The organism is Isoptericola luteus (assembly GCF_020297055.1).
Lineage (GTDB): Bacteria > Actinomycetota > Actinomycetes > Actinomycetales > Cellulomonadaceae > Isoptericola > Isoptericola luteus.
Window position 1 is genome coordinate 1 of sequence record NZ_JAIXCQ010000015.1, and the last position, 21,908, is coordinate 21,908.

General features: G+C 72.6%; 19 protein-coding genes and 1 tRNA gene. 11 read left to right on the forward strand and 9 right to left on the reverse strand.

Translation table 11 applies throughout. From position 1 onward, the window contains the following. Nucleotides 1–81: 81 nt before the first annotated feature. Nucleotides 82–2,829 (reverse strand): pyruvate dehydrogenase (acetyl-transferring), homodimeric type, encoded by a 2,748-nt coding sequence (gene aceE / locus LEP48_RS16575; protein ID WP_225566685.1) that lies wholly within the window; start codon nucleotides 2,827–2,829, stop codon nucleotides 82–84. A gap of 464 nt (nucleotides 2,830–3,293) precedes the next feature. Here aceE and LEP48_RS16580 point away from each other — a divergent pair, with 464 nt between their 5' ends. The 3 genes from LEP48_RS16580 to LEP48_RS16590 all read left to right on the forward strand — a co-directional run bounded on the left by LEP48_RS16580 (nucleotide 3,294) and on the right by LEP48_RS16590 (nucleotide 4,355). Next, on the forward strand, nucleotides 3,294–3,704 hold the full coding sequence (locus LEP48_RS16580) for a DUF3052 domain-containing protein (RefSeq protein ID WP_225566686.1): 411 nt from the start codon (nucleotides 3,294–3,296) through the stop codon (nucleotides 3,702–3,704). Nucleotides 3,705–3,708: 4 nt separating this feature from the next. Continuing rightward, a complete protein-coding gene (locus LEP48_RS16585) occupies nucleotides 3,709–4,188 on the forward strand; it encodes a peroxiredoxin (protein ID WP_225566687.1) in 480 nt (159 codons plus the stop codon). 90 nt (nucleotides 4,189–4,278) lie between these two features. Beyond that, nucleotides 4,279–4,355: transfer RNA gene (locus LEP48_RS16590), tRNA-Val, on the forward strand. Between the two features lie 77 nt (nucleotides 4,356–4,432). Here LEP48_RS16590 and LEP48_RS16595 read toward each other — a convergent pair. After that, nucleotides 4,433–4,720 carry an SHOCT domain-containing protein gene (locus LEP48_RS16595; protein ID WP_225566688.1) on the reverse strand — a complete coding sequence of 96 codons (288 nt, stop codon included), beginning with the start codon at nucleotides 4,718–4,720 and terminating at the stop codon, nucleotides 4,433–4,435. A 35-nt stretch (nucleotides 4,721–4,755) separates the two neighbouring features. Beyond that, nucleotides 4,756–5,199, reverse strand: a complete 444-nt coding sequence (locus LEP48_RS16600) for a DUF6325 family protein (RefSeq protein WP_422723851.1) — start codon at nucleotides 5,197–5,199, stop codon at nucleotides 4,756–4,758. Between the two features lie 162 nt (nucleotides 5,200–5,361). Between LEP48_RS16600 and LEP48_RS16605 the strand changes: the two genes are divergently transcribed. Continuing rightward, on the forward strand, nucleotides 5,362–8,073 hold the full coding sequence (locus tag LEP48_RS16605; protein ID WP_225566690.1) for a cation-translocating P-type ATPase: 2,712 nt from the start codon (nucleotides 5,362–5,364) through the stop codon (nucleotides 8,071–8,073). Continuing rightward, nucleotides 8,070–8,852: a hypothetical protein gene (locus LEP48_RS16610; RefSeq protein ID WP_225566691.1), complete on the forward strand. Its 783-nt coding sequence runs from the start codon at nucleotides 8,070–8,072 to the stop codon at nucleotides 8,850–8,852. Before LEP48_RS16605 ends, LEP48_RS16610 begins: the two co-directional genes overlap by 4 nt. A 22-nt stretch (nucleotides 8,853–8,874) precedes the next feature. Here the strand turns inward: LEP48_RS16610 and LEP48_RS16615 are convergent, their stop codons facing one another. After that, nucleotides 8,875–9,249, reverse strand: a complete 375-nt coding sequence (locus LEP48_RS16615) for a hypothetical protein (RefSeq protein ID WP_225566692.1) — start codon at nucleotides 9,247–9,249, stop codon at nucleotides 8,875–8,877. A 110-nt stretch (nucleotides 9,250–9,359) separates the two neighbouring features. Here LEP48_RS16615 and LEP48_RS16620 point away from each other — a divergent pair, with 110 nt between their 5' ends. After that, entirely contained in the window at nucleotides 9,360–9,986 is a 627-nt protein-coding gene (locus tag LEP48_RS16620) for an SHOCT domain-containing protein (RefSeq protein WP_225566693.1), read from the forward strand. Here the strand turns inward: LEP48_RS16620 and LEP48_RS16625 are convergent. After that, the gene (locus LEP48_RS16625) at nucleotides 9,959–12,673 is read right to left on the reverse strand and encodes a winged helix-turn-helix domain-containing protein (RefSeq protein ID WP_225566694.1); all 2,715 of its coding nucleotides are present in this window, start codon (nucleotides 12,671–12,673) and stop codon (nucleotides 9,959–9,961) included. The genes LEP48_RS16620 and LEP48_RS16625 overlap by 28 nt on opposite strands. A gap of 68 nt (nucleotides 12,674–12,741) precedes the next feature. Further along, entirely contained in the window at nucleotides 12,742–13,122 is a 381-nt protein-coding gene (locus LEP48_RS16630; protein ID WP_225566695.1) for an SHOCT domain-containing protein, read from the reverse strand. A gap of 213 nt (nucleotides 13,123–13,335) precedes the next feature. Between LEP48_RS16630 and LEP48_RS16635 the strand changes: the two genes are divergently transcribed. Next, the gene (locus LEP48_RS16635) at nucleotides 13,336–13,674 is read left to right on the forward strand and encodes a carboxymuconolactone decarboxylase family protein (RefSeq protein WP_225566696.1); all 339 of its coding nucleotides are present in this window, start codon (nucleotides 13,336–13,338) and stop codon (nucleotides 13,672–13,674) included. A 3-nt stretch (nucleotides 13,675–13,677) separates the two neighbouring features. Here LEP48_RS16635 and LEP48_RS16640 read toward each other — a convergent pair whose 3' ends face one another. Beyond that, nucleotides 13,678–15,927 carry a winged helix-turn-helix domain-containing protein gene (locus LEP48_RS16640; RefSeq protein ID WP_225566697.1) on the reverse strand — a complete coding sequence of 750 codons (2,250 nt, stop codon included), beginning with the start codon at nucleotides 15,925–15,927 and terminating at the stop codon, nucleotides 13,678–13,680. Nucleotides 15,928–16,400: 473 nt separating this feature from the next. Between LEP48_RS16640 and LEP48_RS16645 the strand changes: the two genes are divergently transcribed. Beyond that, nucleotides 16,401–17,063 (forward strand): DUF4956 domain-containing protein, encoded by a 663-nt coding sequence (locus tag LEP48_RS16645; protein ID WP_225566698.1) that lies wholly within the window; start codon nucleotides 16,401–16,403, stop codon nucleotides 17,061–17,063. Beyond that, a complete protein-coding gene (locus LEP48_RS16650) occupies nucleotides 17,060–17,890 on the forward strand; it encodes a polyphosphate polymerase domain-containing protein (protein WP_225566699.1) in 831 nt (276 codons plus the stop codon). The genes LEP48_RS16645 and LEP48_RS16650 overlap by 4 nt, the downstream gene beginning before the upstream one ends. Here the strand turns inward: LEP48_RS16650 and LEP48_RS16655 are convergent. Both LEP48_RS16655 and LEP48_RS16660 read right to left on the reverse strand, forming a co-directional pair. Further along, nucleotides 17,848–18,414 (reverse strand): GNAT family N-acetyltransferase, encoded by a 567-nt coding sequence (locus LEP48_RS16655; protein WP_225566700.1) that lies wholly within the window; start codon nucleotides 18,412–18,414, stop codon nucleotides 17,848–17,850. The genes LEP48_RS16650 and LEP48_RS16655 overlap by 43 nt on opposite strands. Before the next feature lie 31 nt (nucleotides 18,415–18,445). Continuing rightward, nucleotides 18,446–19,855, reverse strand: coding sequence for a dihydrolipoyl dehydrogenase family protein (locus tag LEP48_RS16660; RefSeq protein ID WP_225566701.1), 1,410 nt, complete (start codon nucleotides 19,853–19,855; stop codon nucleotides 18,446–18,448). Between the two features lie 56 nt (nucleotides 19,856–19,911). Between LEP48_RS16660 and LEP48_RS16665 the strand changes: the two genes are divergently transcribed. Together LEP48_RS16665 and LEP48_RS16670 are read left to right on the forward strand one after the other, a co-directional pair. Then, on the forward strand, nucleotides 19,912–20,088 hold the full coding sequence (locus LEP48_RS16665) for a hypothetical protein (protein WP_225566702.1): 177 nt from the start codon (nucleotides 19,912–19,914) through the stop codon (nucleotides 20,086–20,088). A gap of 146 nt (nucleotides 20,089–20,234) precedes the next feature. After that, on the forward strand, nucleotides 20,235–21,908 hold the full coding sequence (locus tag LEP48_RS16670) for a bifunctional 3'-5' exonuclease/DNA polymerase (protein WP_225566754.1): 1,674 nt from the start codon (nucleotides 20,235–20,237) through the stop codon (nucleotides 21,906–21,908).

Below are 21,908 nucleotides of genomic sequence, written 5' to 3' on the forward strand. Positions count from 1 at the left end.
AGGGGGCGGGTCGCGCTTCTTCGCGGCCCCCCCCCTCTCTATCTCGGCGAGGTGCCTCTCTATCTCGGCGCTATCCCGACGTCAGCTGTCGCCGCCGACGGCGCCGGAGGTGCCGGCGTTGACGTCCAGCAGGCGGTACTTCTCGACCGCCTGGGCCACGACGTCGGCCGGGACCTCGCCACGCCGGGCGAGGAGCTGCAGCGTCTTGACCACCATCGACGGGCCGTCGATGAGGAAGTAGCGCCGCGCGGCCGCACGGGTGTCGGAGAAGCCGAACCCGTCGGCGCCGAGCACCGCGTAGTCGCCGGGGATCCACGCACGGACCTGGTCGGGCACGAGGTGGTCGTAGTCGCTCGTGGCGACGAACGGCCCCTGCGCGTCCGACAGCTTCTGCGTGAGGTACGGCGTGCGGGGCGTCGCCGTGGGGTCGACCATCGCGTCGTGGTCGGCCGCCAGGGCGTCGCGACGCAGCTCGTTCCAGCTCGTCACGCTCCACACGTCGGCGGACACACCCCAGTCGTCGGCCAGCAGCTGCTGCGCCTCGAGCGCCCACGGCACGCCCACGCCGGAGGCGAGGAGCTGGGCCTTGGGACCCTCGACGTCGGACGCCGAGATCCGGTGGATGCCGTGCAGGATGCCGTCGACGTCCACGTCCTCCGGCTCGGCCGGCTGGGTCATGGGCTCGTTGTAGACCGTCAGGTAGTACATGACGTTCTGGTCGCGGCCGTCCGAGCCGTCGCCGAACATCCGCTGGATGCCGTCGCGCACGATGTGGCGGATCTCGTAGCCGTACGCCGGGTCGTACTGCACCATCGCCGTGTTGGTGCCGGCGAGGAGGGGCGAGTGGCCGTCGGCGTGCTGCAGGCCCTCACCGGTCAGGGTGGTGCGGCCGGCGGTGGCGCCGATGATGAAGCCACGGGCGAGCTGGTCGCCCGCCGCCCAGAACTGGTCGCCGGTGCGCTGGAAGCCGAACATCGAGTAGAAGATGTAGACCGGCACCATGGTCTCGCCGTGCGTCGCGTACGACGTGCCGACGGACTGGAACGCGGCCGCGGAACCGGCCTCGTTGATGCCCGTGTGCATGATCTGCCCGGCCTCGGACTCCTTGTAGCTCAGCATGAGCTCACGGTCCACGGCGAGGTAGTTCTGCCCCTGGGTGTTGAAGATCTTCGCGCTCGGGAAGATCGCGTCCAGGCCGAAGGTGCGTGCCTCGTCGGGGATGATCGGCACGATCCGCTTGCCGAGGTCCTTGTCCTTGATGAGGTCCTTGAGCAGCCGCACGAAGGCCATCGTGGTCGCGACCTGCTGCTGCCCCGAGCCCTTCTTGAGGATCTCGTACGTCTTGTCGCCGGGCAGCGTCACCGGCTTGGGCGAGGACCGGCGCTCAGGCACGAAACCGCCGAGCTGGCGGCGGCGCTCCAGCATGTACTGGATGCCCTCGTCGTCCATGCCCGGGTGGTAGTACGGGGGCAGGTACGGGTCGGCGTCGATCTGCTCGTCGGTCAGCGGGATGCGCAGGTTGTCGCGCAGCGCCTTGAGGTCGGAGTTCTTGACCTTCTTCATCTGGTGCGTGGCGTTGCGGGCCGCGAAGCTCGAGCCGAGCGCGTATCCCTTGACGGTCTGCGCGAGGATGACCGTCGGCTGGCCGGTGTGGGCGCGCGCCGCCGTGTACGCGGCGAAGATCTTGCGGTAGTCGTGCCCGCCGCGCTTGAGGTTCCAGATGTCGTCGTCCGTCATGTTCTGCACGAGCGCCTTGGTACGCGGGTCGCGACCGAAGAAGTGCTCGCGGATGAACGCGCCGGACTCCGCGCGGTACGTCTGGTAGTCGCCGTCGGGCGTGACGTTCATGAGGTTGACCAGGGCGCGGTCCTTGTCCGCGTTGAGCAGCGCGTCCCACTCGCGGCCCCAGACGACCTTGATGACGTTCCAGCCGGCGCCGCGGAACTGGGCCTCCAGCTCCTGCATGATCTTGCCGTTGCCGCGCACCGGGCCGTCGAGACGCTGCAGGTTGCAGTTCACCACGAAGGTCAGGTTGTCGAGCTGCTGGTGCGCCGCCTGCTGCAGCATGCCGCGCGACTCGGGCTCGTCCATCTCGCCGTCGCCGAGGAACGCCCAGACGTCCTGCTGGCTCGTGTCCTTGATGCCGCGGTTGTGCAGGTACCGGTTCGTCCACGCCTGGTAGATCGCCGACGCCGGGCCGAGGCCCATGGAGACGGTCGGGTACTCCCAGAAGTCCGGCAGCATGCGCGGGTGCGGGTACGAGGGCAGGCCGCCGCCGGCGTGCGACTTCTCCTGGCGGAAGCCGTCGAGCTGGTCCGCGGTGAGGCGGCCCTCGAGGAACCCGCGGGCGTACTGGCCGGGGGAGGAGTGACCCTGGAAGTAGATCTGGTCGCCGCCGCCGGGGTGGTCCTTGCCGCGGAAGAAGTGGTTCAGGCCCACCTCGTACAGCGTCGCCACGGAGGCGTACGAGGAGATGTGCCCGCCGACCGAGACCTCGGGGCGCTGTGCGCGCGTGACCATGACGGCCGCGTTCCAGCGGATCCAGGAGCGGTACTTGCGCTCCATGGCCTCGTCGCCCGGGAAGTACGGCTCGTCGTGCACGGAGATCGTGTTCACGTACGGCGTCGCCGTGGTCGCCGGGATGTGCACGTTGCGCTCGCGCGCGCGACGCAGCAGGTTGAGCATCACGTAGCGGGCACGCGGCCCACCCTTGTCGTCGATCAGCCCGTCGAACGACTCGACCCACTCGCCGGTCTCGGCGGGGTCGATGTCCGGGACAGCGCTGAGCAGGCCGTTGATCAACGGTCCGGTCTCGTCGTACGAAGCCACCAGCAACCTCTCTCGTCTGCGGGCGGTGGCGGACTGTGTGGCCGCCGCCGGCCGTGTCAGGTGTTCCCCGCCGTGGAGGCTCCGCCCCGTCAGGTCGCGACGGCGCGGGTCCCACGATCAGGTGGTCATCACACATTGTGTCCCCAGGACAGCCCGCGAGCCCACCATCGGGCGGTCAAGGATCCGTGATCTACGTCATGCCTACCCTCGGACCTGCGCCGTCACAAGGATCGGTCGGGGTCGGGTCGGACGTCGCGTAGGGTCGTGCCGTCCCGACAGGTGGGACGAACCGGACGTGGCCACGGGTTGCCGGGCGTGCTCGGGTGCGGTGGACTACGTTGTCGCACACGGGTCGCAGGCGCGACCCGTCGTTGGGTGTGGGTGTCGCGGTGCTCCACGGCACGGTGCGGTACAGATGTCGTCGGGTGTCGTCGACTGTCGGACAGAGAGGAACGAAGGACCACGTGGGTAAGCAGGCGGATTCCCTGGCGGCGCGCCTCGGGTTCGAGCAGGGCCAGGTGGTGCAGGAGTTCGGGTGGCGTGACGACGTCGACGACGCGCTGCGGTCCGAGCTCGAGGAACTGGTCGGCGGTGAGCTCGTCGACGAGGACTACGACGACGTCACCGACGGTGTCATCGTCTGGTGGCGCGACGACGACGGCGACCTGACCGACATGCTGGTCGACGCCCAGACAGTGCTCGACGACGGTGCGCTCATCTGGCTGCTCACCCCCAAGCCGGGGCGCGACGGCCACGTGGGCCACAACGAGATCCAGGAGGCCGCGACCACGGCCGGGCTGCACGCGACGAGCACGTTCGCCGTCGCCCCCGACTGGTCCGCGACGAAGCTGGCGAACCGCGGCCGCGGCCGGTGACGCGGTGACGGCCGCGCCGACCGCCGGTGGCGCCCTGCGCGCCGGCGACCCCGCTCCCGATTTCACGCTCCCGGACACGCACGGGACGCCCGTGCACCTCGCGGACCTGCGCGGCGAGCCGGTGCTGGTGGTCTTCTACCCGTTCGCGTTCTCCGGCATCTGCACCAGCGAGCTGTGCGAGCTGCGCGACAACATCGAGGACTTCGAGACCGCCGGTGTGCGGCTCCTCGCGGTGTCGACGGACGCCGTCTTCTCGCTCAAGGCGTGGCAGGAGCAGGAGGGGTTCGGCTTCGACCTCCTCAGCGACTTCTGGCCGCACGGTGAGGTGGCCCGGGCGTTCGGCGCCTTCGACGAGAGCAGCGGGCACGCGTTGCGCGGGTCCTTCCTGCTCGACGGCGACGGGATCGTGCGCTGGGCCGTCGTCAACCCGCGCGGTCAGCGGCGGGACCTGGACGGATACCGCGAGGCGCTCGCCGAGATCTGACGCCGCGACGGGTGCCTCGACCGGTCCTGACCTGCGTGGGCGCACGTGCGCGGCGCCGCTCGTCGGACGGTATCCTTGCCAGCGCTGCCAGGGCCTGTAGCTCAGCTGGTCAGAGCGCCACGCTTACACCGTGGATGTCGGGGGTTCGAGTCCCTCCGGGCCCACCACCCTCAGGATTCTGCCGTCAGGCCTCTCGCGCCCCGACGGTCCTCCTCGGGCTCCGCTGCATGAGGGCGACATCTCCTCAGACGCCGAGCAACCGGGCTTTCTGCGCGGCGAACTCGGCGTCGGTGAGCACGCCGTTGTCGCGCAGCTGCCCGAGCCGCTCCAGCTGCGCGATCACGTCGGACCCGCCGGCCGCCGCCGCCGGAGCAGGTGGCGGTGGCGCGGGCTGCGCGTACTGCTGTGGTGGGGCCGCGTACTCCTCCTGCGAGGCCCACCGGCCGGCCTGGCGCCGGGAGACGCGGTTCGACACGGCGGTCGCCGTGCCGGCGACCACCGCGGTGCGGGCCATGCCACGGATCAGTCCCATCGTGCGCTCCTTCGGGTGGTGGAGGGTCGTGAACCTCAGCCTGCGCTGGGGCTCTCGAGGGCGTCCAGCGCTGCGACGACGTCGTCGGCGGGGATCCGGCCGCTCGCGACGACCTCGGCTCCTGCCTCACGCATCGCCGTGACGAAGGGGCCCGCCCACGTGTTCTCGTACACGATCAGACCGACGGCGTCGCCGGGCGCGACCAGGCGGGCGCTCTGAGCGAGGTCGTCGTCGTCCAGCAACCCCGACCGGGCGCCCTCGAACACGGCGAGGTCGAGCTCTCCGTCGTCGTCGAGGTCGGTGAGCGCGACCGCCACGACGTCGCCGGTGTCAGACACCTTGACGACCCGGAGGTCGAGGATCCGGATGATCCCCCGCTCCACGAGGTCCAGCAACGCCGCCAGGCCCTTGCCTTCCAGCCTCGCGCCGGGGAACTCCACGGCCAGATAGTCGATCGGTCCTACGGGCTGGGCGGTCACGGTCATCCTCCATCGTGAGGCTCGCGGGCGGCTGCGCCCGTGACCACGAGGCTGCCACCGCCCGGGGTGGTCGCGCCCCACCCCACCGGGGGTGGAGCCTCACCACCCGGTTCGCCGCCAGGATCGGTCGTGACGGAACCCCCCGACGCCTGGAGCCGACCGATGACGAGCACCGAACCGCGTCCGGCACCCTTGTGCGACCCGGTGGCCGCCGACGCGCAGGAGGTGGCGAGGAACCTCGGGGTCGACCCGGCGCGCGGTCTGTCGGCCGAGCAGGTCCGGTCCCGGCTCGGCGAGCACGGTCCCAACGAGCTGACGGCTTCCCAGGGGGAGCCTGGGTGGCGCGCGTTCCTGCGACAGTACGAGGACTTCATGCAGGTGGTGCTGCTGGTCGCCGCGGCAGTGAACCAGCTCGTCACGGGGGACGTGGGGACGACGGCGGTGCTCGCCGGGCTCACGGTGTTCAACGCGGTGATCGGTCTCCGTCAGGAGGCCAAGGCAGAGGAGAGCGTCAAGGCCTTGGCGCAGATGATGCGGACGGTGTGCCGGGTCCGTCGCGACGGGCTGGCGGTGGAGATCGACGCCGCCGGGCTGGTGCCGGGGGACGTGGTCCTGGTCGAGGCGGGCGACCGTGTGCCCGCCGACGGGCGGGTGTGGCTGGCCGCCGCTCTCGAGGTCGAGGAGGCCGCGCTCACCGGCGAGAGCCTGCCCGTCGCCAAGACGGCGGCCCCGGTGCCGGGCGACGACGTCCCCCTCGGCGACCGGCTCTGCATGGTGTACATGAACACGTCCGTCACGCGGGGCCGAGGCGAGGTGCTCGTGACCGCGACCGGGATGTCGACCGAGATCGGGCACATCGCCGACATGTTGTCCGCGACGGAGACCGGCAAGACGCCGCTGCAGCGCCAGCTCGACTCGCTGTCCAGGATCATCGCCTCGATCGCGGCCGTCGCCCTGGTGCTCGTGGTGATGCTCGGCCTTGCGCAGGGCCATTCCTTCGACACGCTCTTCATCACGGGCGTCGCGCTCGCCGTGGCGGCGATCCCGACCGGGCTCCCTGCGGTCGTGACTGCCCTGCTGTCGATGGGCACCCGCGAGATCGCTCGACGGAACGCGATCGTCAAGCGGCTCCCGGCCGTCGAGACCCTCGGCTCGACGTCGGCGATCTGCTCGGACAAGACGGGCACGTTGACGCTCAACAAGATGACCGCCCGGCAGCTCGTCATCCCCGGGGTGGGGCGCTTCGCCGTGTCCGGCGAGGGGTACGGCACCGACGGTGAGATCAGGCACGTCGGGGGGCAGCGCTTCGACCTCGACCCCTACCTGCTCCCGATGGTCCTGTGCGCTGACGCGGTGCTGGACGGCGAGACACTCGTGGGCGACCCGACGGAGGGCGCTCTGATCGTCCTCGGCGTCAAGGGCGGCCTCGACATCGAGGGCACCCGGGCAGCGCTCCCGCGTGTCGCCGAGGTGCCGTTCGACTCCGCGCACAAGTTCATGGCGACCTTCCACGAGGTCACGGCCGAGGACGGGCGCCGCCTGGTCCGCTGCTACGTGAAGGGGGCGCCGGACGTCCTGATCGCCCGGTCGACCACGGCGCGCCGCCCGGACGGCACCGTCGCACCGGTCACCGACGACGAGCGGGTCCGCGCGCTCGCGGCCAACGACGCCATCGCGAGCGCCGGCGAACGGGTGATGGTGGTCGCCCAGCGTGACCTGGACCCCGCGGCCGTCCGTGACACCGACGACCTGATCGGGCTCGTCGACGAGCTCACGTTGCTGGCCATGGTCGGCATCGTCGACCCGCCTCGACCGGAGGCGAGGGCCGCGATCGCCGAGTGTCGCGAGGCCGGTATCCGGGTCCGGATGATCACCGGCGACCACGCGACGACGGCCGCGGCGATCGCCTCCGAGCTCGGGATCGAGGGGCGGGCCGTCACGGGGCGCCAGTTCGCGGCGGCGAGCGACGACGGGCTGCTCGCCGAGATCGACGACATCGGTGTCGTCGCGCGGGTCGCGCCGGAGGACAAGGTTCGGCTGGTCCGCTTGCTCCAGCAGCGCGGAGACGTCGTGGCCATGACCGGCGACGGGGTCAACGACGCCCCCGCGCTGAAGAAGGCTGACATCGGCGTCGCCATGGGGATCACCGGCACCGAGGTCTCGAAGGAGGCCGCCGTCATGATCCTCACGGACGACAACTTCGCGACGATCGTCGGCGCCGTGTCGTACGGCCGCGCGCTCTACGACAACCTGGTCAAGTACCTGCGCTTCCAGATGTCGACCCTCGTCGCCTACATCGCGATCTTCATCGGCGCCGGAACCTTGGGCATCGCCGGCGGGGTGCCGTTGAACCCCTTGCAGATCCTGTGGCTCAACATGGTGATCGACATCCCGCTCGCCATCGCGCTGGGGTTCGACCGACCCGGACGCGGCCTGATGTCGCGGCCGCCACGACTTGTCTCCGCCCCCGTGCTCTCGCGGGCGAACTGGGTCCGACTGTGCGTGCAGGGCGCGGTCATGACGGTCGGCGCGCTGTTCGCCTACCAGATCGGTGCGGGCGACGCCGGTGCGCTCGTGCCGACGACGATGCTGCTCACGACACTGTCTCTGTTCCACCTCGTCGGTGCCTTGCTCTCGCGTGACCCGCACGGGACGATCTTCGACCGCGATGCCCTGCCGGGCGCGGTTCAGCTCCGCCGGTATGGCTTCGCCCTGATCGCCATCGTCGCCGTGACCGGGATCGACCTGCTCGCGCAGATCTTCGGCACCACCAGCCTGTCGCTCCGCCAGTGGGGCGTCTGCGTCGGGATCGCGTGCTCCCTGGTCGTGGTGGAGGAGCTGTGGAAGCTCGTCGCCCGCCGGAGGCACCGATGACCGCCGTCCCGACGTACGACGTCGAGCAGCTCGCCGGCCTGCTGGCGATCCTGCCCGACGTCGACTCCGTCGAGCTCAAGCTCACCGTCCCGGACGACCGCCTCCGTTCCGTCGTCCAGACCCTGGGGATCGACCCGCTCGACGCCGTCGTCCGGCAGATCTCGTTCATCGACACCCCGGATCTCCGGCTCTCGACCGCAGGGGTCGTGGTCCGTGCCCGTCGTACCCAGCGCCAGCCCGGAGACCTCACGGTGAAGCTGCGCCCGATGTTGCCGGCCGACGTGCCGCGAAAGCTGCGGGAACGGGACGGGTTCAAGGTCGAGGTCGATGCGTCCCCGGCAGGCTTCACCTGCTCCTGCTCGTTGACGGCCGCAGTGCCTGACGAGCACGTCAAGAGGCTGCTGGCAGACGAGCTGTCCGTGGCTGACACGCTGGACGGTCCCCAGCGGGCGATGGTGGCGGAGCGGATGCCTCAGGGCGTGGTCCTCGCCGACCTGACCGGGCTCGGCTCCATCACCCTGCTCAAGTGCAAGTTCCTTCCCGCGGGTGGTCGACGCCGGATGGTCGCGGAACTGTGGGTGCTTCCCGACGGCAGCCGGATCCTCGAGCTGTCGATGAAATCGGCCCCGGACGCCGCGTTCCAGGCCGCGGCCGAGCTGAAGGTCCTCCTCGCCGGGCACGGAATCGACCTCGGCGCCCCGCAGGAGACCAAGACGCGGGCTGCGCTGGCGGCGCTGGTCACCGAGCGGTCCGGGCGCCATGCCCGGCCGAAGGACTGACCCTCAGGAACGGTCGACGACCTCAGCCGGGGGACCTTCTGGCGAGCTGCTGCGACGACAGCGCGCCTTCGTCGGCACCGTCGAGCCCACCGCCGCATAGATGTTGGCATTCACCGACGAGGTTCCGCGCCGGGTCGGGGAGGTCGCCCCCGGTGAAGCTGATGACGGTGAACCCGAGGTAGGCGAAGAACGTCAGGGCGACGCTGGACATGATCGCTCCGCCCCTGGGGTAGCTCGTCGGGGCGAGGAGCTCCGTGTCCAGCTGGGCAAGAGTGACGATGAAGACGGCGAAGACGGCGAACAGGATCACGACGATGACGCTCTGCACCCGGTCGATGGACGTGGCTCCCGCGATGTTGACCGCTGCCGCGCCGACCACCACGGCGGAGGTGAGCACCCCACTGCGCCAGGGCGGTGCCGCGCCATCCGCTCGAGGGTGGTGTCGGCCCACCCGCGCCCGGGTCAGCATGGGTGCACGGGACGCGACGACGGCCGGACGGGGGCCCCATGACCCAGGTGCCGGCGACGGACGCGACCGGAGGGCTCGACGCCGACCTTTTCGAGTACCTCCTGGTGGCGGTCCCCGCGGCCAGCCGCCTCGACGGTGTGGTCGCGACGGTGGCCGGGCTGGTCAGGTCGGGACGGATCCGGCTGGTCGACGTGGTCCAGCTGCACCGCCCCGACGGCCAGGCGTCCGTGGCGGTGCGGGCCGGGCGGGAGTCCGGGGTGATCGCCCCTCTCGCCGCGATCACCGTCCCGAGGGCGCGGCTCAGCGCGCATGACATCGCACTGGCCGCCGCGGTGGTGGAGCCGGGCGTGTCCGCCCTCCTGCTCCTGGTCGAGGATCGCTGGGCTGCGGCCCTCTCCGCCGCGGCTCGCGAGGCCGGGGGGCGGCTCCTCGCCGGTGAGCGCGTGGGCCGCGACCGCTTCCGGACGGCGGTCGGCGGGTCGGGAGAGAGCGCGGACCGCTGGGCGCTCGCCGACCTGCTGGTCCGTGGCCCCGCGATGAGCCATCATCCGGAGTTCGCCGTGGACCAGGCCGCGCAGCTGCAGACGCTCTCCGAGCTCGTGGACCGTGGAGTTCTCACGCTCGAGCAGTACGAGGCTCAGCGGCGCCGGGTGATCGACGGCTGATCGTGCCGGTGCGGGCTCGCCAGAGCCCGCGCGACCTCTGCCGCCTCGGCGCGCGACCCGCACCCGAGCTCGCGGTAGACGACCTTGAGGTGGAACTTCAGCGTGTTCACGGAGATGAACAGCTCGTCCGCGATCTCCCGGAGCGTGAGCCGGCTCGGCAGCATCCGGAGTATCCCGAGCTGACGTTCTGTCAGGGGCCGGGTGAGCTCGACCGCCGAGACACCCCACGAGGCCGCGCCGTGTGCGGGGATGCGCCGCAGCCGGGCCAACCATGGCTGCGGGAGCCGCCACGCCAGCCGTTCGATCGACTCGACGACGTCCGGCCCTTCGGCCGCGACGGTCTGGACGAGGCCGTGCGCGGCCGCGAGCTCTGCTGCCCTCAGGAGGCAGGACTCGGCTTCCGCCGTGCTCGCCGAGGCCCTGCTCAGCAGGAGGTCGCGGACCACGTGGTGGCGCACGCACCGGGGGTCGACGTCCCGAAGCTCGTCCGCGGCGGACTCGCTGTCGCCCTCGGCCAGACACACCCGCGCGGTCTTGACGCCTGCCCAGAACGGGTCGTCGACCTGGGCCACCCAGCGGCGCGCCTCGTCGGTCCGCCCGTCTGCCAGGGCCAGCACCGTGCCGGTGCGGGCCAGCCAGCAGCGGCCGTTCGGACCCGACACCTCCGTGTCGACGATCTCGGCCGCCTGGCCGAATGCCCGTTCGGCTGCCACGAGGTCGTCCCGATCGAGCCACGACCGGGTGAGCTCGAGGCATGCCAGCAACCGGCAGTGCGGGGCCGGGTCGCAATCGGTCGCCGCGAGCCGCAGCAGGGCCGGGACCGCCGCCGGGGTGTCGCCGATCTCGCGTCGTGCGATGGCCTCGGCGGTCAGGAGCTCGGCACGCAGCATGGTGAGGTTCGACTGCTCGGAGCCCTGCCGGGCGCCCGCGACCAGCCGCAGGGCGTCGACCGGGTGTCCGGCGAGCGCGTCGCCCAGAGCCCGCGTGCCCTCGAGGCCGAGTCGGCGCTCCGGCACCGCACTGATCGTCGACACCACCTTCAGTACTTCCGCGCTCGCGTCGTCCCAGCGTTCGGTGAGCGCGATCTCGCGGGCCACGAGGTTCCAGCCGTACCGGACGACGGGATCGACCAGCCAGGGCTCGCCGATCGTCGCGAGCGCGCTGCGGGCCAGCCCGGCGCCGTCGGCCCAGCTCCCACGGACCGCGGCCCCGACGGCCTCCAACATCCGGAGGCGCGCGCGCAGGACAGGACCGATGTCCGCTCCGTCGTCGGGGCCGGAGCCGCCGTCCGTCCCCGCGACCAGCTCGTCGACGGACCGTACGAACTGGCCCCGGTCGACGTACAGACGGCACCAGGTGAGGTCGATCGTGGTGGAGAGGTCGTTCCCGGTGACGCCCTCGGGGATCGCGGCGACCGTACGCCGGACGGTGGCCTCGAGCCCGTTGTCGTAGAGCTCCGCGACACAGGACGCGAGAAGCCGGAGCGCGTCGCGGTGAGCGCCCGCGCGCAGCAGGTGCTCCAGGGCCGGCACCGGCTGGCCGTGCTCCTCGTACCATCCCGCGGCGATCTGGTGCAGCGCCGTCACTCGCTCGGGCGACCGTCGGAGCTGTAGCCCGACGAGGGACTCACGCACCAGGGCGTGCGTCTCGTACACCCCGGAGGGCTCGATGCGCGCGGTGAACAGGCCGCTCTCCTCGGCGCGGGCCAGGAGGTCCGGAGCGTCGGCGCGACCGGTGAGCGCCTGCGCGAGACCGGGGTCGACGCGCTCCACCACGGCGGTCGCCTTCAGCACCTCGACCACGTCGGGAGGACCGCCCAGCAGGACCTCGTGCCAGACGTAGTCCTCCAGGTCTCGTGCCCCGTCGTCCGGCGGCACGGCTCCGGGACCGGCCGCATCGTCTGTCGCCCGGGCGTCTGTCGCCCGGGCCGCGAGCGCCCTCAGCTGGATGCTGGCGGCCCAGCCGCCCGCCCGTACGGCCGCGGCGTGCACCTGGTCGGAGGGCAGCCCGGGAGCCAGCCGGAACAGCATCTCCGCCGCCTCGTCGAACGAGAACCTCAGTTCCGGGAAGCGGACCTCGCCGAGCATCCCCCGTGCCCGGAGCCGGTCCACCGGCAGCCGCGGGAGCCGACGGCTCGCCACGACGACCCGCAACCATCCGGGCAGGTGCTGGAGGAAGAGCCTGAGGGAGGCGTTCACGCCGTCGTCGTCGTCGACGAGCTGAAGGTCGTCGATCACCAGCACGCGAGCGTCGTACGGTCGACTCTCGAGGTCGTCGAGGAGCGTTCCCACGGCGTCGAGGAGCGACCCTTGACGACGTAGCAGAGCGGCCGCCTGCGCCGTGCACCCGGGCGCGATCCCCTCGAGCGCTGCGAGGATCCCCGCCCAGAGCCGTGCGGCGTCGCGGTCGAGCTCGTCGACGGACAACCAGGCGTGCGGCAAGGCAGTGCCGGCGACCCAGTCGCGCAGCAGAGAGGTCTTGCCGGACCCGGCGGGTGCGACGACGAGCGTCACGGGCGCGCGCACCGCGGCGTCGAGGAGCGCGACCAGGCGGGGTCGTGGCACGAGGTACTCGGGGTTCACCGCCGGTCGCAGCTTGGCCTGGTGGACCGCCGGGACCAGTCCGCGGGCAGGGGCGGGCGTGGCGCTGACGGCTGTCGTCGCGAGCCCTTCGCGTTCAGGCGTCATCGGTGGCTCCGCTGGTCGAGAGATGAGCGACGCCGGGCCCGCCGCGCCCGGAGCCATCACGCGTTCCGTCAGAGGAGCGCCTTCTCCTTGAGGGCGGCGAACTCGTTGTCGTCGATCACCCCGGCGTCGTACAGGCCCTTCGCCTCGGTGATCTGCGAGGCAGCGGTCGTCCCGCCGGCGGTCGCACGGATGTAGGCGTCGGTGTCTGCCCGAGCCTGCGAGATCCTCGCCACCTGCCGCTCGGCCATACCCCGCCCGCGGGCGATGAGGTACACCAGAGCCGACAGGAACGGCACGACGATGAGCGCGACCGTCCACAGGGCCTTCCACCAGCCGTTCAGCTCTCGGTCCCGGTACAGGTCGCCGATGATGTGGAACAGCACCATGAGGTACATGACGAACGCGAACCACCAGAGCATGAGCCAGAACCAGTCCATGAAGCTGTCCACGGGACTACCTCCTCGCAGGTCGTGGCCTCGGGCGTCGCGGCCATGACCGCAGCGTGTCGTGCGAACCGGGTCACCGTCGTCACGCAGAGTGCGTGAAGTCTTCGGCCCGCGGTGCGGCGCCCTCCCGCTTCATTCGATCGGGGTGATGCGCTCGGTCCGGCCGGCGGGGTCCGATGGTGGGAAAGGTCGACCAGCCCCGGAAAGGCGGGTCTCGTGGACTACATCGACCGACTGCGGCGCTTCGCCGTGAACGACGCGAGCCTCGACCCCGAGCGACAGCTGGAGCCGACCTCGCTCGACGCCCGGACGACCGCCGTCGCCCGCCTCGCAGCGCTCGTCGCGGTCGGCGGCGCCGAGCCCACGTACGGGAGCCTCGTGGACGCGGCCGTCAGTGCTGGCGCGACGACGGCCGAGATCGTCGACGTCCTCACCGCGGTCGTGCCGATCGTGGGCCTCCCCGGAGTCGTCGCAGCCGCGCCGAAGCTTGCGCTCGCGCTCGGCCACGACCCGTTCGACGCGGACGACGCGTTCGCAGACGGCACACGTCGGTGACGGTCACGAGCCGAGCAGCCCCATCGCGGTGGCCCGGTCGACGGCGCCGGCGCGCGAGGTGACCCCGAGCTTGCGATAGATCGACCCGATCTGGGAGCTGGCCGTGTTCCGTGTGACGAACAGCCGCTCCGCGATGTCCCGGATCGTCAGGTGCGTCTGCAGGTACGGCAGGAGCCGCAGCTCGGCGGGGGTCAGCGGCGCCCCCACGCTGCTGGGGACGGCGTGCCGTTCGCTCGCCCCGACGGCGGTGCGCAGGTCGTGTGCTGCGTCGACGAGCGCTCCCAGCGCGGGCCGGTGCCGCAGGACGTCGTCGACCTCTCGCAGCAGGTGCCGCACGGCGGCGACGTCACCGATCGACCAGCTCACGCGGGCGAGCTGGAGGCGGACACGCACGGCGAGCGTGGGGGCGGCGAAGGTGGAGAACGCGCGCGCTCGCATCCCCTGCACCAGCAGCCGGCGTGCCTCCTCCACGTCCCCGAGGTGGAGCGCGAGGCGAGCGGCGGCGCCGTGGGCGAGCGCGCTCGGCGGATAGTCGTCCATCCGGTGCGCGTGCACCGTCTGCACGGCGAGGCGGAGCCGCTCGGCGGCGTCGTCCCAGCGGTCGTGGTCCATGTCGAGCATGGCGAGCATCGTGGCGCCGAGCACGAGAGCGTCCGCGTTCCTGACGGCGCGCGCCACCTCGACGCCATCTGCCAGGAATCGCGTCGCGCTCGCGATGTCGGCCACGAGCAGGTGGGCGTCGCCGGCCAGGGTGAGCGCGGTGGCGCGCCATACGCTCCACGTCGGTTCCGCGGCGAGCGCTCGCTGAGCGTCATCGATCATCCTCCGCGGCCCTTCGGGGCAGCGCAGGGCCCGAAGTGTCGCGCGTGCGGAGTCGAACGACGTGGCGCCGTCGACGGGGTCCTCGTCGTACGACGCCGCGTCGGCCAGGGCTCCCCACCTCTCGGCCTCCACCGCGTGCCCCTCGTACACGGCCACGTACCCGGCGAGCGGCGCGAGCGGCGGGTGGCCCGCGACGGCGTCGTCGCCCAGCGCCCGCAACCACCGATCGACGGTCGCGATGCGTCCGGCCTGGAAGCTCGTCATGACGATCCGCGTGACGAGCCGGACGCAGCGCTCCCGCTCTGACGTGGGAAGCAGGTGCTCGACGGCCAGCTCAGGGGCGTCGTGCGCCTCGAACCAGTCGGCGGCACGGACGCGCAGGGCGTCAGCGTGCCCCGGTTCCGCGGCGGCGAGCTCGCCGAGCAGGAAGTCCCGGAACAGCGCGTGGTAGCGGAACAGCTCACGGCGCCGGTCGAGCGAGACGAGGAACATGCTCGACGCCTCGAGCTGCCGCAGCAGCCGACGCGACGAGTGTCCGCCGGCGACGGCGTCGCACAGCGGTGCGGACATGACGTCCAGTACCGCCGTGCGGCGCAGGAACCGGCGTGTCGACGCCGAGAGCCGCCCGAACGTCTCGCGTTGCAGGTAGTCGGCGACGTACGGGTCGGCACCCGTGACCAGCACGTCACGCGGGTCGCGATGGCGGGCGACGAGCGAGGCGAGGTAGACGCCTGCGGGCCAGCCCTCGGTCCGCTCCCTCACCGCCGCGGCGATCTCCGGGGTGACGGGGACGCGCGCCGTCGCGAAGACCCGCTCCGTGCCGGAGACGTCGAGCGTGAGGTCGGACGACACGATCTCGGAGACGTCGCCCGACACCCGCAGCCGCGGCACGTGAGGTTGCTCGGCCCGGCTCGCGGCGACGAGCTGTGACCCTTCGGGAACGCCCGCCATGACGACGCCGAGCACGTCGTGACAGGCCGGGTCTCGGATCTCATGGAGGTCGTCCAGCACGAACAGGAACGGTCGCGGGGCGGAGCGCATGGCCGACGCCAGCCGCGGCGCGGCCCGGCCGAGCACCGAGACGTCCGGCCCGGTCATGTCGGCGACGAGGTCCCCTTGGCCTCCCATGGCGCGCGAGAACGCGGAGGCGAGGACGCTCAGAAGCCTTCGAGGGTTGTCGTCGAGCCGGTCGAGGGTGGCCCAGACCACCTGCCGCTCGTCGCGCGCCGCCCACTCGGCGAGAAGCGTCGACTTGCCGTAACCCGCCGGCGCGGTCACGGCGACGACTCGGGATCCGCTGCCCCGAGCGGACCTGACCAGCGGGGACCTGCTCACCATTCCGGGCCGGAGCCGGGGCACGGCAGACTTGGCCTCGAGGAGCAGGCGCTCGAGCTCCACGGACGCCGACGCCCCGACCGCCTCGTGGCCCACGACGACCACTGTAGGAACGGACCTCCGGTCGCGCCAACGATGGCGCGGCGTAGCCGTCCGGGTCCACGTCGACCTCGCCGGTTCCCGTGCGTCGCGCGGCGCAGGTACGGCACGGTTGGCCGGCCCCGACCTGTTCGACGCGATCCGGACCCGCCGGACGGGCCGGGGCGCGGCCACGACGCGGCCCCTGAGGGGTGCACGCACCTTCGAGGGCAACGCCACGAGCGTCGTCGTCACGACGACCCCCGAGGACGGGCCGGGCAGCCGGCTCGGCGCGGCGTGGTGCGGGGACGCTCAGGAGACGGTGATCTCGGCGTCCTCGAGCGCTCGCTCCACCCGGATCGACGCCGCTCGTACTGCTCAAGAGTCGCACGTCCGACCAGCGGGTAGATGGGAGATTTCTCATGGGTGACTCATGCACGTATCAGGCGGCGCGAGGAACGTCGGGGCAACGCAAAGCCGCTGGAGGACCCATGGATTCCATGACTGACGTCGTCGCCCTGGCCACCGATCTGGTCGCCATCGTCGTGCTCGCCTACGTGCTCTACTTCCGTCGCCATCGCAGGCGCGACATGCTGCTCGCCTACATCGCGCTGAACGTCGGAGTCCTGGCGGTGACGATCGCGCTGAGCTCCGTGGAGGTCGGCATCGGCCTCGGGATGGGCCTGTTCGGCATCCTGTCGATCATCCGCCTGCGCTCGGACCAGATCACGCAGCAGGAGATCGCGTACTACTTCACGGCGCTCGCGCTGGGCCTGCTCGCCGGTCTGACGCCGGAACCGTGGTGGGTGGCGCCCGCGCTGTCCGCCCTCGTCCTGCTGGTGATGGCGGTGGTCGACAGCCCGCCTGTCGCGTCCCGGACCCGGCGCCACACGATGACGATCGACCGCGCGATCCTGCACGAGCCGCGCCTGGTGCGATACCTGGAGCAGAGCCTCGGAGGCAGGGTCATGCACCTCGAGGTGCTCGACGTCGACCTGGTGCGGGACACGACGCTCGTGGACGTGCGGTACCGCACGGGTGACCCGACGGCGCAGGACGACGACGTCGTGCCGGAGCCGGCCCTCGCCGCGCGCGTCGGGTCTGGTGCTCCCGGCCAGGCCTGGGACGCCACGGGCTCGCCGGTGCGGGCATGAGCGAGCTCGGCGTCGCGGTTCACGCGCTGGAACCGATCTCGTTGACCGAGATGAACGCCCGCGCACGCCTCCTGACCCGCGTGGACCGCAAGTACTTCGTGCCGCGAGCGGTGCTGGCCCAGATCGTCTCCGCGTCGGGCGGCTTCTACCGAGCGCTCGAGATCGACGGGCGGCGGGAGTTCCGCTACGACACCGTCTACTTCGACTCGCCACGCTTCGACTTCTTCCGGGCCCACGTCCAGGGCCGGCGGCACCGCTACAAGGTGCGCACCCGCACCTACCGCGACTCGGGCGACTGCCTGCTCGAGGTGAAGTCGAAGGGGTACCGCGGGCAGACCGTCAAGGAACGGGTCGCGCACGACGCCGACGGGCCGCTCGCACTGGGCGCGGAGGGCAGCCGGTTCGTCGGTCTGGTCACGGGCGGCCCCGCCGACGTGCTGCGGCCCGTGGTCTCCACGACGTACCACCGCGTCACGCTCACCCACGGCGACCAGCGGGTCACGTGCGACCTCGACCTGATCGTGCACGGTGCGGGCGCGGTTTTCGGGGGCCCTGACGACGTGCTGGTCGAGACGAAGAGCCCGGGCGGCGCGGGCAGGCTCGACCGCGCGCTGCTGGAGTGCGGCGTCCGACCGCACCGGGTCAGCAAGTACTGCGTCGGAGTCGCTCTGTGCTACCCGCACCTCCCGCACAACCCGTGGCAACGCACGCTGAGCCGGTACTTCCGCCCGGCCGGGATCTCCGAAGTCTCCGAGGTCGCGTGGCCTGGGCCCGAAGGGCCCGGCTACGCCGCGACCAGGCGCGCCAGCGTGGCCGCGTCGAGCTGACGGTTGGCGAGCACGAGCCGCACCGCCGCGACATCCGGGTTGCCCGCGTCCGGCCCCCGCCACACGAGCCGGAGCCCGGCCCGTTCGGCCGTCGCGCGGGACGCGGCGTTGTGCTCCAGCAGGAACGCCGTCACAGGAACGTCTGGTCGTGCCCGCGCGGCGGCGGCCGTCGCCCCGTGGGCCATCTCGCCGGCGCAGCCCTGGCCCTGGTGCTCGACGGCGACGCGGTAGTAGAGGTTGAGCACGCCGACCGCGCGCAGCCGCACGCCACCGATGCCGACGAACGCGCCGTCCGAGCGCCGCCGTGCCGTCCAGTAGCCGATGCCGTCACGCACCCAGTCCGCGGCGAGGTCCGCGACCTGTCGGGCCGTCTGCTCCCGGCTGGTGTGCCGCCCGGACGGGAAGTGCGTCCACACCCGCGGGTCGGCGTGCAGGGCGTGCAGGTCGTCGAGGTCGGCCGTGGACACCGGGGCCAGGACGAGGTGGTCGGTCGTGATGGGCTGCGGGGCCGACGTCTGGGTCACCCGGGCAGGCTAGGCCCGGGGGCCGACACGCTCAGGCGCCCAGGTCGCCCAGCGCGCTCTCGATCGCCCGGTGGAACGTGGGATAGGCGTAGATCATCCGGCGCAGTCGCGCCGTCGGGACCTGCGCGTGCACGGCGAGCGTGAGCACGCCGAGGATCTCGCCGGCCGCCGGCCCGGCGACCGTCGCCCCGACCAGGACGCCTCGCCCGGCGTCCTCGACGAGCTTGATCAGCCCCTCGTTGCCGGGTCCGTGGACGAACCCGCGCGAGGACGCCGCGATATCGGTGACGCTGGATCGCACCGTGATCCCGGCGTCGCGGGCCGCCGCCTCGGTGAGCCCGACGGCGCCCACCTCGGGGTCGGTGAACGTCACGTGCGGCACGGCCCGGTAGTCCGCGCGCTCGGTGCCGCTCCCGTGGTCGCCGGCCGCGAGGATGTCGCCGACGGCAATCCGCGCCTGGTACATCGACACGTGCGTGAACGCACCGTGCCCCGTCACGTCGCCGATCGCCCACACGCCGTCGGCGGCTCGCATCCTGTCGTCGACGGCGATGGTCCGGGCGTCCTCGTCCAGGCCCACGGCCCCCACGCCGAGCGCTGCGAGATCCGTCCTGCGTCCCGTGGCCACCAGGAGGCGTTCGGAGCCGAGCTCGGTCCCGTCGTCCAGGTGCACCGTGAAGCCGCCGCCGTCGTCGTGCGTGACGCGCTGCGCCCGCGTGCCGGTCCGCACCGCGATCTGCTCGGCAGCGAACCGCGACTCGATCAGCGCGCTCGCCTCCGGCTCGTCGGCGACCAGCAGCCGGTCGACCGCTTCTACGACCGTGACCGCCGTGCCGAACCGGGCGAACACCTGCGCCAGCTCGAGGCCGATCGCCCCGCCCCCGAGCACCGTGAGCGACGCGGGCGCCTCGGTGGCACGCACCGCCTGCCGGTTGGTCCAGAACGGCGTGCCCTCGAGCCCCTCCAGGGGCGGCACCAGCGGCTCCGTGCCGGGGTTGAGCACGACGGCCCGCCGCGCGCGCAGGCGGCGTTCGCCGTCGTCCGTGGTGACGACCACCTCGCCGTGCCCCGCCAGTCGCCCGCGGCCCCGCACGAGGCGGGCGCCGGCGTCCTCCAGTCGTTCGACGGCCGCCGTGTCGTCCCAGTCGGCGGTGGCCTCGTCGCGGATCCGCCGGGCCACCTGCGCCCAGTCCGGCTCGACGTCGGCCCGGCCGGCGAGGGACGGCACGCGGCGGGCCTCGGCCAGCGCATCTGCGGCGCGCACCATCATCTTGGTGGGGATGCAGCCGTAGTACGGGCACTCGCCACCCACGAGCCGGGCCTCGACCGCGACGACGTCGAGCCCCGCGCGCGCCAGGCGGGCCACGGCGTCCTCACCGCCCGGTCCGGTCCCGATCACCACGACGTCCACGTCCTGCGCAGCTGCTGCCTCGGTCGCCATCGCTCCTCCAAGCCGTTCTGGGATGCCGTTGTGGGATGCCGTTGTGGGATGCCGTCGTGGACGTCTTCTCGGACGCCTGGTGCCAGCGCACCACATCGGCGCCGAGGTGGCGCGCCGAGGCACCCGCACCAGAAGCATCCCGCTTCGCGGAGCCGCTCGTCGAGGACCGTCCGGCCGTCGCGCGCGCGGCGTGCGGCCGGGCGTCGGTGGCGGCGGGCACGATGGGCGCGTGACCGTCGTCCTCGTCCCGCAGCCCGCGGGCACCGTCCGGGTCGTGCGCTCGCCGACTGACGCGGAGCCCGCGCAGGCCGCGACCGCGCCGTCGCCCCCAGCCGGGCCCGCGGGCTCGCGGGCGGCCCTCGCCGACGGCGGCCGCGACGTGCCGGTCGCGGGGCTGCCGAACGTCGTGCGGCAGCTCGAGGGCGCGCAGGCTCCGCGCTGGGCCTGGGACGACACCAACCGCTGGTACCCGGCCCTGCTCGACGCGGGCTTGCGGGTGGCGCGGTCCCACGACCTGCGTCTGGCCCACCGCATCCTGCGGCAGTCGGTGCTGGCCGAGGGCTCGCGGCTCGCGCAGCGCCCCGCCGGCCCGTGGGACGCGCTCGAGGGGCTGCCCGCAGGGGGCGTCGTGCCGGCGGTGGGTCGTCCGCAGCCGCAGGCCGACGCGCTGTTCGACCTGCTGCCGCACCCGCCTGCCGCGTCACCGGGGCACGCGGCCGGGGGCCCGGAGCTCGATCCCCTCGTGGAGCTGGCGGCCCAGCGTGACGCGATCGCCTCCGCGGCCGAGCCCGGGCGGCTGCGCCTGCTGCTCGCGGCGGAGTCGGCCGGCGCCCTGGTCGCCGCCGAGATGCACCACGCGGGGCTCCCGTGGCGGGCCGACATGCACGACGCGATCCTCACCGAGGCCCTCGGCCCCAGGCCACCCGAGGGTCAGCGCCCCGCACGGCTCGAGGCGCTCGCGGTGCAGGTCCGTGCGGCGCTGGACGCGCCGCCGTCGCTCAACCCGGACTCCCACCCCGACCTGCTCAAGGCGATGCAGTACGCGGGCGTCGGCGCCGCGAGCCTGCGCAAGTGGGAGCTGGAGAAGATCGACCATCCGGTGGTCGCTCCGCTGCTGGAGTACAAGAACCTGTACCGGCTGCTCACGGCGAACGGCTGGCACTGGCTCGACGCCTGGGTCACGGACGGCCGGTTCCGCACGGAGTACGTGGTGGGCGGTGTCGTCACGGGCCGCTGGGCGTCGTCGGGCGGGGGAGCGCTGCAGCTGCCCCGGGGCGTCCGGCGGGCGGTGGTGGCCGACCCGGGCTGGACGCTGGTGGTCGCGGACGCGGCGCAGCTCGAGCCGCGCGTCCTGGCGGCGATGGCCCACGACGAGGAGATGGCGCGCGCGGGGCGGGCGGGCGACCTGTACGCGGGGATCGTCGCGTCCGGGGCGGTCGAGACGCGCGAGCTGGCGAAGGTCGGCATGCTCGGCGCGATGTACGGCGGCACCACGGGGGCCAGCGCGCAGGTGCTGCCGCGGCTCGGCCGTGCGTTCCCGCGGGCCATCGCCCTCGTGGAGGAGGCTGCGCGGACGGGGGAGCGGGGCGGTGTCGTGAGTACCCGGCTGGGGCGTTCCTCCCCGCCGCCGGGCGGTGCGTGGGACGCCGCGCAGGCGGGTGCGTTCGCCGACGACGCCGGTGCGGACGCCGCCGCCCGGGCCCGGTCGTTCACGCGCTCGTGGGGCCGGTTCACGCGCAACTTCGTCGTCCAGGGCACGGCGGCCGAGTGGGCGCTGTGCTGGATGGCGGCGATCCGCCGCCGGCTGTGGGAGCTCGGCACGCACGACGAAGGGCCGGCGGGCCTCGCGCCCGAGCCGTTCGCCCGCCGCCCGCACCTGGCGTTCTTCCTGCACGACGAGGTGGTGGTGCACGCGCCCGCGGCCATGGCGGACGCCGTCGGGCAGGTGGTGCGGGACGCCGCCGCGGAGGCGGGGCGGCTGCTGTTCGGCGACTTCCCGGTGGACTTCCCGCTCACCGTCGCGGCCGTGGAGAGCTACGCCGACGCGAAGTGA

Bases quoted from the DNA above. Each gene is read 5' to 3' on its own strand.
- LEP48_RS16595 (WP_225566688.1), bottom strand. From the start codon at position 4,720: ATGGGACTGATCCGTGGCATGGCCCGCACCGCGGTGGTCGCCGGCACG.
- LEP48_RS16605 (WP_225566690.1), top strand. From the start codon at position 5,362: ATGACGAGCACCGAACCGCGTCCGGCACCCTTGTGCGACCCGGTGGCC.
- LEP48_RS16610 (WP_225566691.1), top strand. From the start codon at position 8,070: ATGACCGCCGTCCCGACGTACGACGTCGAGCAGCTCGCCGGCCTGCTG.
- LEP48_RS16620 (WP_225566693.1), top strand. From the start codon at position 9,360: ATGACCCAGGTGCCGGCGACGGACGCGACCGGAGGGCTCGACGCCGAC.
- LEP48_RS16625 (WP_225566694.1), bottom strand. From the start codon at position 12,673: ATGACGCCTGAACGCGAAGGGCTCGCGACGACAGCCGTCAGCGCCACG.
- LEP48_RS16645 (WP_225566698.1), top strand. From the start codon at position 16,401: ATGGATTCCATGACTGACGTCGTCGCCCTGGCCACCGATCTGGTCGCC.
- LEP48_RS16650 (WP_225566699.1), top strand. From the start codon at position 17,060: ATGAGCGAGCTCGGCGTCGCGGTTCACGCGCTGGAACCGATCTCGTTG.
- LEP48_RS16660 (WP_225566701.1), bottom strand. From the start codon at position 19,855: ATGGCGACCGAGGCAGCAGCTGCGCAGGACGTGGACGTCGTGGTGATC.